This window comes from Gemelliphila asaccharolytica (genome assembly GCF_001553005.1).
Classification (GTDB): Bacteria; Bacillota; Bacilli; order Staphylococcales; family Gemellaceae; genus Gemelliphila; species Gemelliphila asaccharolytica.
Genome location: NZ_KQ959866.1, coordinates 1 through 12456, shown reverse-complemented (window position 1 = coordinate 12456; position 12456 = coordinate 1). Strand labels below are relative to the sequence as shown.

Below are 12456 nucleotides of genomic sequence, written 5' to 3'. Positions count from 1 at the left end.
TTTTTCATCTTTTTCCCAGCCTGATTTTACTTCTGGAGCCGGTGTTGGCGTTACATCTGGCGTAGGTGTAACATCTGGAGCTGGAGTAGGCGTTACATCTGGCGTAGGAGCTGGAGAAGAATTTTCATCTAATTTTTCTATTTCTAATGTATTGAAATTATATTCTAAAGTTGCATATTGGAAAGCGAAATTTTCATCTCCCCACATTGCCATTGTAGGAGTAAAGAATTCTACAGTTGTTTTTATTTTATTAGTAACTAATAATTTTGTTTTATCTATAGGGTATTCTATTTCTTTTGGATAAGCTTTTCTATCACTAAAATATTTTTTATAAATATCAAAGCTATTGTCAATTTCGTTTTCGCCATACCATGAAACTATATCAGCTTGATTTAATCTGCCTTTTAATGCTATATCTGTCATATCCATAGTAAAGCCGTTTTTGTCGTATTTTAAGTTTCCTAAATATCCTGTTAAACCATACAATGTTATAGGTTTAAATGAAAGATGCACTTTATATTTACCATCTTTAACAATTAAGCGAGTTTTATCAGCTTCAAGAGCTCCACTAGAGGCAGATAGTTCCCCTTCACTTCCTGCTTTATAGATTGCACTTCCTACTTTATAAACTCCATCTTTTAAGTTTTTAAAATCAAGATTTTTTTCGTTTGCTTTTACACTACCTTTAATAGCTTCTTCATATTCTTTTAATTCTTCTTCTGTTTTAGATTCTTTTATTGCTTTAGTAAAGGCTTGTGTTTGTTCATTAGATAATCTAGTTTCTTTAGCTAGTTGTGTTAAGGCACTTGCTTTTTTTGATTCAAGTTTTTCTTTTCTTTCTTTTTCTTTTTGATTATCTGCTTTTGCTTGAGATAAAATTTGATTTAAAGCTACTTGTGATTTAGCATTTTTCACTCTATTAAGATAAGTTTCTTTATCTGCTTGTTTTAAGTCTGTTAATTCTTCGATTTCTTTTTTAATGTTTGGTCTTAATTTTTCTACTTCTATTTTTTCTTTTTCATTTTCTGCTTTTGCTTGTTGCAGAATTTCTTTTAGATTTTTTTCGTTTTCTGCTTTATCTATTTTACCTTTATATTCGTTTTGGGTAGCTTGTGATAGTGCAGATAGTTTTATTATTTCTTTTTTAGCATTTACTTTTGCTTCTTGAAGATGCCTTTTTTCTTCTTGTTTTTTTACTGCTTCTTCTCTGTTTATTTCACCTGTTAACACCAATTTTGCAATTGGTTTTGCTCCCGGCATTCCGTCATTGTCCACACGAATATTGTATGATTTTTGAGTTATGTCTTTATCTAGTTCAACAAGTATTTTTTTGCCAAACATTTCTATTTTGTTACTTAGTCCTATATCTTCAAAGAAGTTTGTAACATTAGTTTTTAATTTTTCTTTGTCTACATCTGCTTTAAATACTTCTAATTCTAGTAAGTGAGCTCTTATAGGTCCTACTTGCATAGTGTGAGTATTTAATTCTAAATATGTTTTATCTTCTGCAAAAATTAATTTACCTTTGTCATCAAAAACACCATTAGCCATAGATTGAAGCTGGTCGTTATCATATCTTCTTATTTGATAATCTATTTCTTGTGTAGGGTATTTATATTCTAATGAATCTAATTCATTTGTTAAATTAGTTAAATTTTCAGTATTTTTTTTCGCTTTTAATTTACCATTAAGAGAATTTAACTTGTTTAATTTTTCTTTTGTTAAAATATTTTTTAACAAATCAGACCCGACAACTTCTCCTAATTTGTCAGCTTTTTTATTAATAAAATCTTGGTCTACTTTTGCTTCACCTTTTATTATTTTTTCTTCTAATTCTGACAATTTATTATAATCTCTAGTTAAATAAAGAATATTTTTACTTAACACTCTACTTGTTAAATGTTTTTCTGCTTCATCTAATGCTGATTCTAATCTTGTTTTTAATTCTGATGCAGGGTACTTATCTTTTTTAGTTTTAATTTCTTGAACTTTATCTTCTAATTTTTTCTTAGCAATTTCAGGCAACTTGTTTTTATTTTCTTTGCTTTCGGCTATTATTAGATAACTTGTGTCGGTATTTATATCAATATTTAATTTGTTTCCGATATGTGCCGATGGAATTTGTTTTAAACCACCTTTTTCATACATGTATACTTCATAATCTTTATTATTTGTCAGTTTCCCTACTCCATCTAATGTGAATGTAAGGAATGAGTTATTTACATTTGCATCAAATCCTTTAAATATTTGTGGAGTGAATTTAGCATTTTTGTCAGTTATTTCTAATTTGTATGTCGAAGCGTTGTTAAGTCCTAATTCTTTGATTTTTTTATCTATGTCTGTTTTTACTATATCTCCTGTAATTTCAGAAAAATCATATTTAGTATCTTCATTTAATAGATAGTTATTATTTGATTTTAAAATAGATTTTATATTGTTATTTTTGAATTGTACCTCTTTTTTTATTTCATCTATAGAGTATTTTGTATAAGGTATTTTGTAGCTTAAAGTTTCGCTAGATTTTGTGTAGTCAGAGTTAAATGCTTTAACTTTTACTGTAAATTCTCCACCTTCTTTAGAAAAGTTTTTCAAATCATCTTTTGGGGTGATATTTATTGAATAAAATTTTTCTTCTTTTGAGAATTTTGGTTTATTTTGGAAACCTATTGTTGCTGTTTTTGAATCTTTAGTAGGTTCAGTTCCATCTAAAGTATATTTTATGTATCTAGTGTCTGTTTCTTGCAATGATTTTCTATGAAATTCCATTTCTATTGCAAAACGCCCGTCATCACTTTTGAATTTATCTCCTGATAGTGATTGCCCAAATGGAGAGTAATTTATTCCATTGTTTTCAAAATCAAATTGAGAATCTTTTATTTCACTTGTTTTTGGAATTGTTCCTGAAAATTGAGTAATATTTATAAGTTTTGGAGCTTCTATTTTTTCTTCTTTTTTTATTTCAGTATTTTTAAAATCTACTTTTGCTGAAACAAGTCTTGAAGTATCTCTAGGCCCTGCAATGATTTTAGCAAAAAGATACACTTCATCACTATTTTCTAGCGGCACCTGAACTTCTGTGATTTCATATTTGTCACCATTAACAATGCCGCTTTCTACTACTTTTCCTCCATCTACTTTAATTACACCATTTAAATTTTTTAAAGTAGGTTTTGTGTCTTTATATGCGTAGTATAATTCTTGCAAGCCGTCATTATAGGTGTGTTTACTAGACCCACTTCCCATAGTTTTTTCTAATTTGCTATAATATCTAACTTTTAAATATCTTTTTCCTTCTTTTGTTACTACTTCAGCGTATTTATCTAATGCTCTTCTTATTTGAGGAGATACCAAAGAACCATCAGTAACTGTTAAATTAACATTTCCATTAGCTTTTTCTTCTTTTTTATCTTCTTTTTTACCACTTTCTAAACTTATAACTTTTAAAGTAGAAAAATCAAATACTGGTTTTGTATCTTGTTCTCCTTGTGATTTTCCCAAAGATTCCATTACTGGAACAAATACTTGTAATTTTGTTTCTAATTTTTTGTTTTGTGATATTTTGCTTTTATCTATAGGAAATTCTAAAACTTTTGGATATGCTGTTCTACTCGCGTATTTTTGTTTATATACGTCCATAAAGTTGTCTTTGTCATTTTCGCTATACCATTCAACTACATCACAGTCTTTAAGTTGACTATCTTTATCATAATAACTTAAGTTACCTAAGTACCCTCTTGATGCTCCTATTTGTAGTGGTTTAAACGACAGTCTTACTTTGTACTGTCCATCTTTCACTATAAGGCGAGTTTTTTCTTTATCTACTGCCCCATCAGCCATGCTTTTTTGCCCTTCTGCATAAGCATGTTTAAATTCTACATCTAGGCTATATTCTCCATTTTTTAAATTGTTAATATCAAGTTTTTGTTCACTTGCACTTTCTGTTGAATTTTTTTCTAAAGCATGAGAAGTATAAAGAGGTTTTACCTGACCTCCCACACTCAAAAGAAGTGCAGAAGCTACTCCTACTGCTATAATTCTACTTTTTTTCATAATATCTCCTTAATCATTTTAATCAATTGATAATTGTTATCAAATTCTTCTTTATTCTACCATTTTTTTTATATTTAAACAATAATCTATAGTATAATTTTTTTCTTTAATTTATAAATTCTTTTTTCTCTTTTCTTTGTTTTTAAATCAGCCATTTTTTTTAAAAAATCTTATATTTCAAATACCTAGAAGCTTTATTTTATATTTTTTTATAATCTATCTCTTTTTTAAAATTTTATTTCTATAATAAGAAAGTTTATTTTATTAAAAAATTTATTATTTTAAGTTTTTTTAAAAAAAGGCAAAAGATTTTTATCTCCTGCCTTTTTTATTATTTATATTTTTTTCTTATTAATAGCCCTAAAGCTATCAAAGTAGATATTAATGCAGTATTAATAGTATTTTCAACACCTGTTTTTGTCAATATCCCTTTTTGCTCTTTATTTTTTTCATTTTTGAATCCTATTTCTTCTTTGCTATCTCCTTTCTTATTCTCTTCTTTTGCATTGCCAACTGGTTTTTTATTTTCATTTTCATTATTTGGCACTTGATTTTTTTGTTTATATTTATTTCTAAATATAATTTCTTTAACTTCTTCTTTATCTTTTTTTAAGTTAGTTTCAACTTTCAATTTTCCATTTTTATCTGTTACATTATATGTAATTGTGTATATAGATTTGTCATATTCTATTTCTTTATTATTTTCATTTATTTCTTCTAATTTGTAACTATATACCCCAGGATATTTAAATTCAATTTTTCCTAATTCTTTTTCTCCTGCTCCTTCAATATCTATTATTTTTTGTCCTGATTTTTCTTTTTCAGGCATTGGATTAGATTTTTCTACTGGTGTAAATTTAAATTTGAATTTATCTTTTTGAGTTGGTTCGCCTTCGATTATTTTTTTAAATTTAGTTGATATAGAAACTTTTTCTGGAGAATATGTATTTATTATTTTAAACCCTTCTTTTTGTGTTCCAGTTACTTCTGATTTATATCCTGCTGGCACTTCTTCTTTGACCATGTATTCTATTTCTTGACCTTTTTCTTTTGCGTTAAGATTTTTAAATTCTGCTTTGTATTCTTTATCTTTTTCTAAAGTTATTTCTTGGTCCGTTTCTTTTCCGTTTGCTAGTAGTTTTACTTTTATTTTTTCTGGTTTTTTCCCTTTTTGTTTATCTACATCTTTCCACTGTTTTTCTACAGCTATATTTACTTTTTCTACTTCGTGTGTGTTTGTTATTTTAAATCCTTCTTTTTGTGTTCCAGTTACTTCTGATTTATATCCTGCTGGAACTTCTTCTTCGACAGTATATTTTATTTTTTCCCCATCATTATCATAAGTATCAAGGTTATCAAATTCAAAAGCTTTCTCCATGTCTTTTGTTACTAGAATTTCTTGTCCTGTTGGTTTCCCATTTGCTAGTAATTTTACTTTTATTTTTTCTGGTCTTATTCCATCTCTGTTTTCTTCATCTTGCCACTGTTTTTGGGCCGTTACTTTTATTTTTTCGTTTATTAGAGTGTTTGTTATTTTCCCTTTTTGATAGGTTACTTTATATTCTTTATCTGCTATTTTTATTTTGGAATTATCCTCTATAGCATTTCCTTGATTGTCAATTTCTTTTACGCTATAAATATTTTTTTGATTATCTTTTTTAAAATCTGTATCATTTAAATCTTCAAAAGTAGCTTTAAAATCATTTTCTTTTGTTAATTCTTTTGTTTGATTTGTTGGGTTTCCATTTTTATATAATTTTACTAATATTTTTTCATTTTCGACTGCTTTTTTACTTATTCCTTGCCAATCTTTTTCTACTTTATAACTTGTTTTGGCAGGTACCATTTCTGTCCATAAAGCAACTTTTTTATTTGTTATTTTTAGTCCAGTTTCTTGTTCACCTGAAGAAATCGATTTATACCAAATATCATTTATTTTTATTTCATTTTTATCATCTATTCCTTTTTCTCTAACTGTGTATGTGTAGTCTTTTCCAGTAGTAGAGTCAGTTTTTTGTAAATTATCTACTGTCAATTTGAAATCTTTTTCTTTTGTTAATTCTTTTGTTTCTACTAACTCATTATCTCTAAGTAACTCTACTTCTACTTTATCAGTTGGTGGAGTTATTTCCTCTCCTTTTTCATCTTGCCAGTCTTTTTCTATATTTATAGATATTTTTTTAAGTTTGTTGTCTATTTGGCGGGTAACTACCTTACTATTTTTACCATCTTTTTCTCCTGTTACAGTTATAGGATATTCTTCTTTAGAAAGTTCATAAGCTTCATTTGTTTTTACTTCTTTTATAATATAATCTCCATAAGGAACAAGTAAAAAGCTAGTTTTCCCATCTTTATCTGTAGTTACATTTCCTATTGTTTCATATTTGAAATTAGTTACATCACTACCATCTTTGTTTTTAAGAGCAAATTCAACGCCAGATAATGCTTTTTTAGAATCACCTTGTTTTTCATCTTGTGAATATTTTTCAAGGTCTATTTTTCCATATATTGGCGTAGTGGCTACATTTTTTACTTCTTCTTTTTTTACTGGAGAAAGAGTAAAATCTTTTGTTTTAGCTACATCATCTTTAATAGTGTTAACAATTATAGAATTACCTTTTTGCTCATTTTCAGTTTCTTTAGTGCTAAATATCTGATGTTTTGTTTTTGTGAATTTGACAAGGTAATCTCCTCGCTTGTAAATAGGAATTTTATATCCACCGTTGTCATCAGTTTTTACTGTTAATTCTTTTTTATTAAAATCTTGTGCTACTGACCCATCTTTTTTATTTAAGATTGTTACATCTATATTTCTTAATGGGACATCCCCTTCATCATATTTGCCATTTTCGTTTAAATCATAGTATGCGACTCCACTTACTAAGTATTTTTTAAAATCTATTTGTGTTTTATTACCTTCAGTATAATTTATATCGTCTACACTAAATGCTGCAGAGTTAAATGCTTTAGATGTTTTTTCATCTAAATCTGTATCTTTAGGTAAGTTAGCAGGTAAAATTATTTCTATGGATTCTTTTGATTTTAGAATTTGACCTTTTTTTAGAACGGCTTTTATTGATTTTACCTTTTTAAAGTCAGCTACTTCATCTTTTTTTACCCATTTCCCATCTCTTACACTTGCTAGATCTTCTCCTTGTTCTTCTAATTGGTAGAAAAAGTCTAATTTGTCTTTAAGTGTTGGGTTAGCTTCTTCTAAAGAAGAAGTTAAGTAAGTTGAAAAAGTAGAACCTCTTTTTACATATTTGCCTTCATCATTTGGGGTAATACTGTGGTCTTCTTTATAAGGTAAAACATCTATAATAGATAACTTGTCTACATCTTTTATTGAATTATTGAACAAATTAATTTTATGATTAACTTCATACCCTAAATCAGCTGTTATTTGTGTAACGTCAGAAATCCCCTCGTGTCCTACACTATTGTTGTTTATAAGTTCTAATGGCGGCACATAAGTTACGGTTGTTTCTTTTTTCATGAAAATTTCTTTTGTGTTTCCATCATCATCAAGGTCTAACTCATCTACATAGTTATTTTCATTTTTGTCTGTGTCATTATATGGAACTAAAAACTCATTATTATCATAAGTCATATAATTTACAAAAGTATTAGCACCTCTTTTTACATTTTTAGTTGCTTTCAATTTTAAATTAATAGGGTAACATTTTTCTATAGGAACATCTCCATATTTAGCTATAATTGCAGTTTTTCCAGTCCCTTTATAATTTTCTACTGTAGTAATTATTGGATCTTTCACCTTATCATTCCAAGAAGGATCTCTTCCATCTACCGAATTTTCTCTTCTTTCATATTTCCCTGTATATTCAAAACCACTAGGAATAAGAGTTATTATAGAAACATTTTTTATTTCCTTCATATTCCCATAAGTCGATCTATCATGATATATTTCAGGCATATTAGGTCCTATGACATAATCAAAAAGTCCTGTTGCTTCAAACTCTTTAACAAATGGATCTCTTATAACTTCATTTACCCTTGGATGAAGAGATATTACATTTATGTATGAATAATCATCTTTACCAGTATAGTCACCTTTTATAGTTTTTTGCTCTTTTTCATCATAAGTACTTACAGCTAAAGTATTATCATATCTTAAAGTTTTATCTTTTAAATCTTTGAATTTAGTCATTTCATCATCTACAAACCAAATTCTTTCATATGTATAGATAACTGTATTGTCTAAAACTACGGGTTCTTTAAATTTAAATACCAATTCTTGATATTTTCTAGTAGTATCATCTATTTCAACTACTTCATCATGTTTAACATTATCCTTTATTAATGTTTCACTTCCATCTTTTGCTATTCCATATAGCTTAGTTCCTTTATCTATAGAGGCAATCATTTGCTCTTTATTTTTATCATTATTAGGATTTCCATTGTTATTGTGACCTACTTTTAATTTTATATTTTTAAAGTATGTCCCCTCACTATCAAGCTTAGTGTATATTTCTTTTACTTTAGTTACATCCCCTCCGGAATATTTATTATTTCTTCCAGAACCATTGTTACTATTACTTATTTTGTCTATTATAGGGATACCTATATCATTCATTTTTTTATCACCTTTAAAAATATCTCCATTTAAATAATGATAATCTGAACTATAAAGATAACCAAAATCTTCAAAATCGTAATCAGCGTAACTTCTTTTTATATAGCCGAAATTTCCATTTTTTGAAAAAGGGGCAGGTATAAAGTTGAATTTTTCTACTCTACTTCCTATAAGCTCTCCGTTTTGGCCATTTTCATCAACATTTTTATAAATATCAATTTTTACTTCTAAATCTTTATTTAATACTACTTTGTCTGCCAAAGCTACAGAAGTAAAAGCTGTTGCGTAACGGTCGTTTGAAAGATATCCTAAATGTCTATCGAATGTAGGTGCATCTACAATATACTCACATACATTTTTATTAATTTTAAATTTTTTGGCATCTGGTCTAGGCGATCCCCACCAGTCCCATCTATCTTCTCTTCTAGGATCCGTTTTATCATTTTGAGCACATATAAATCCTTCTGTTTCATCAGGATATGTAAAGACAAACTTCAGATTTTTTGGATATTCCATTCCATAACTTCCATTTAATCCCTCTATTTTTTTAGGATAGACTGAAGCAAAAATATTAGCATATTGCTTAGTATTAGGAGCTGTCCTTGTGTCACTATCTTTTTCTGTTAATCCTTTTACAGTGCTTGTATGGCCATTAGAAGTAGAGTCAAATTTAGTATACTCCATATCGTCTTTATTTTGCCAACTTGAATAAACTTCAAAATCAACTGTTTTTACCTTGTAAGTATGAGTATCTTTTGTTATTTCTTTGCCATCTCCATCATATAAAACTACTTCTACGTTTATAGAATCATTATTTTTTGCAAAATGTCCATCAATCTTAAAAAAGAATTGATAACTTGCATGAGTTCCTCCAGTTAAAGTAGAGTATTTATATTTTACATATTTATAGTTTTCATCTTCCCCTCTTTCAGTTTCTCCAGTTTGAGAGTCTACAAAACGAACATCTTTTATTTTTTCTATTTTGGGTATTTTTAACTGAATATAAGGATTGTCTATTTTATAGCTATTACCAGATACGTCAACATCAACTACACTATCTACTTCTTGTTCTGTATACCATTCTTCTGGTAATGGTTCTATTCCTTTTTCTGTTAATCTTGCTATTTTTAAATCAACTTTGTTAGTAGATGTATCAGCATTTGCTCTATCACTACCTACTACATTGTTTTTATTTTCTTCTGCCTTTTCTTTTAAAGGAAGTTTTTCTTTCTCCAATACTCCTTCCTTAAGAACTGGTTTTTCAGCAGAATTTTCCTTACTACTTACTTCATTAGTTATTACTTTCCCTTCAGACGGCGTTACCTTATTAGCATTAACCATTTTAAATGGGGTTACACTAGCTAAAGTAAATACTATCAATAATGAAAAAATAATTATTTTTTTTAATATGTTTTTCATATCCACCTCACAAAATATAAAATTGTATTTTATTAATTTATTTTTTTAATTTTTAATAATAAAATTGTTATATACTAAATATAATTGTAACATATATTATATTATTGTCTATAGAAAGCTCAAAAAAAAAAAAAAACAGTAAAATAATTTACTATTTTTTTATGAATCTCTTTTTTTCAAATTTTAGAAAAATAAATATTATTTAAGTATAACTATTATTGATATTAATTTATCATTTATTATTTTATAAAAGAATTATAATTAAAATCTATAATTTATTTACTTTTTTTATTTTTAATAGACGCTTTTATAAATCCATCAAACAATGGATGAACTTTATTAGGTCGTGATTTAAACTCTGGATGGAACTGACAAGCTACAAAGTAATCTGAATTATTATATTCAATTATTTCTACAAGGTCTAATTCAGGGTTTATTCCAGAGAAAACTACTCCTGCTTGTTCTAATTCTTTTCTAAATTTGTTGTTAAATTCGTATCTATGTCTATGTCTTTCTTTTATAAATTCTTCATTATAAAGTTTTCTTGCTTTTGTATTTTCTTTTAACTTACAATCATAGTTTCCTAATCTTAATGTTCCACCAATATTTTTTACATCAAATTGATCTTCCATTAAAGAAATTACAGGATATTTTGTGTATTCATTTTTTTCAGTTGAGTCTGCCCCTTCTAGTTTGCAAACATTTCTTGCTATATCAATTATAGCTATTTGCATTCCAAAGCAAATACCAAAATATGGAATATTATTTTCTCTAGAGTATTTACTTGTTATTATCATTCCTTCTACGCCTCTAGAACCAAATCCTCCGGGTACTATTATCCCGTCAAGTCCTGATAATTTCTCTGATACATTTTCTTCTGTTATTTCCTGAGAGTTTATCCAATGTATATTTAATTTATATCCATTTTTATAAGATGCGTCAATTAGTGCTTGTGATACTGATAAATACGCATCATGAAGTTTTACATATTTTCCTATTAAACCTACTTCTAATGTTTCTTTTGCATCTTTAACAGAACGTAGCATATTTGCCCAATTACTGTCAGATTTTTTAGCTTTTAATTGTAATTTTTCTATAACATAGTCATCTAATCCTTGTTCATGTAATTTTACTGGGACTTCATAAATTACGTCAACATTTTCTGATTGAACAATAGCGTTTTTAGGAACGTCACAGAATAAACTTATTTTATTTTTTATTTCTTCGGAAATTGTTTCACTGCTTCTAACTACAATGATATTTGCTTTTATTCCTTGACTCATTAGTTGTTTGAATGAGTGCTGAGTTGGTTTTGTTTTTAATTCATTTGAGCCCGGAACTTTTGGAACTAATGTAGTGTGGATAAATAGCACATCATCTTTATTTTCAGAATGTATTTGTCTTATAGCTTCAATAAATGGTAAAGATTCTATATCTCCTACAGTTCCTCCAATTTCTGTTATTATAACATCTGCCTTACTTTCTTCTGCTGCTTTATAGACATACCCTTTTATTCTATCAGTAATATGAGGTATTACCTGCACTGTAGAACCATTATAGTCACCACGTCTTTCTTTTTGAATAACTTCACTATATATTCTTCCAGTAGTGACATTACTTCTTTGAGTTAGTTCTTCATCTATAAATCTTTCATAATGTCCTAGATCAAGGTCTGTTTCTGCCCCATCTTTTGTGACAAATACTTCCCCATGTTGATATGGACTCATAGTTCCAGGGTCTACATTTATATAAGGGTCAAATTTTTGCATAAAGACACTTACACCTCTGTCTTTCAAAAGTCGTCCTATACTGGCTCCTACTATCCCCTTGCCGATACCAGAAACTACTCCTCCTGTAATAAAAATAAATTTACTCATCTAGCCCTCCTAAAATTAATTTTTTTATTGTTTTTTTGTTTTTTATAAATTTTCTTTTTAAATGTTAAAAATAAGTAATACCTTTTTTTACTTTAACTTTTATTCTAACATTTTTTTTAATTTCATTCAATTTAAACCTTAATGAGAAATAATTTTTCTTTTTATTTTTTTAAAATAGACAAAAGGCAAAGTTCTATCAAGATTTTCTTTGCCTTTTCTTAATTAAAAAATTATTTGTTTCTTCTTCTCAAGAAGATTGCTATCATTGCAAGTATTGTTGCTATAAATGTTGAAGATTGCGTACTTAATCCTGTACTTGCTAATTTAGCTGGATTTTGTTTTGCTTCCTTGTTGCTGTTTATTTTTTTGTCTGCTTTTTGCTCTTCTTTTAGTGCTTTTTTTAATATTTTTTCTATTTCTTTTTGTGTTTTAGCGTTTTGTATTTGTTTTAAATATTTTTCTTTATCTTTTTCTGATAAATTAGACTCTTCTATTTCTTTTAGAGCTTTTTCTTTA

Annotated in this window: 3 protein-coding genes and 1 pseudogene; all 4 read right to left on the bottom strand. The window is 27.6% G+C overall.

Annotated features, from left to right (window positions below; all coding sequences use genetic code 11):
• A pseudogene (locus HMPREF1871_RS02530) lies at window positions 1-4050 on the bottom strand (NEAT domain-containing protein); the annotation flags it as partial.
• A gap of 331 nt (window positions 4051-4381) precedes the next feature.
• Window positions 4382-10063 (bottom strand): Cna B-type domain-containing protein, encoded by a 5682-nt coding sequence (locus HMPREF1871_RS02525; protein WP_066129679.1) that lies wholly within the window; start codon window positions 10061-10063, stop codon window positions 4382-4384.
• 275 nt (window positions 10064-10338) lie between these two features.
• Window positions 10339-11940 (bottom strand): CTP synthase, encoded by a 1602-nt coding sequence (locus HMPREF1871_RS02520; RefSeq protein ID WP_066129676.1) that lies wholly within the window; start codon window positions 11938-11940, stop codon window positions 10339-10341.
• Between the two features lie 230 nt (window positions 11941-12170).
• Window positions 12171-12456 (bottom strand): hypothetical protein (locus tag HMPREF1871_RS06260; RefSeq protein ID WP_407919977.1); only part of this gene is annotated, 286 nt, incomplete at its 5' end.

Bases quoted from the DNA above. Each gene is read 5' to 3' on its own strand.
- HMPREF1871_RS02525 (WP_066129679.1), bottom strand. From the start codon at position 10,063: ATGAAAAACATATTAAAAAAAATAATTATTTTTTCATTATTGATAGTA.
- HMPREF1871_RS02520 (WP_066129676.1), bottom strand. From the start codon at position 11,940: ATGAGTAAATTTATTTTTATTACAGGAGGAGTAGTTTCTGGTATCGGC.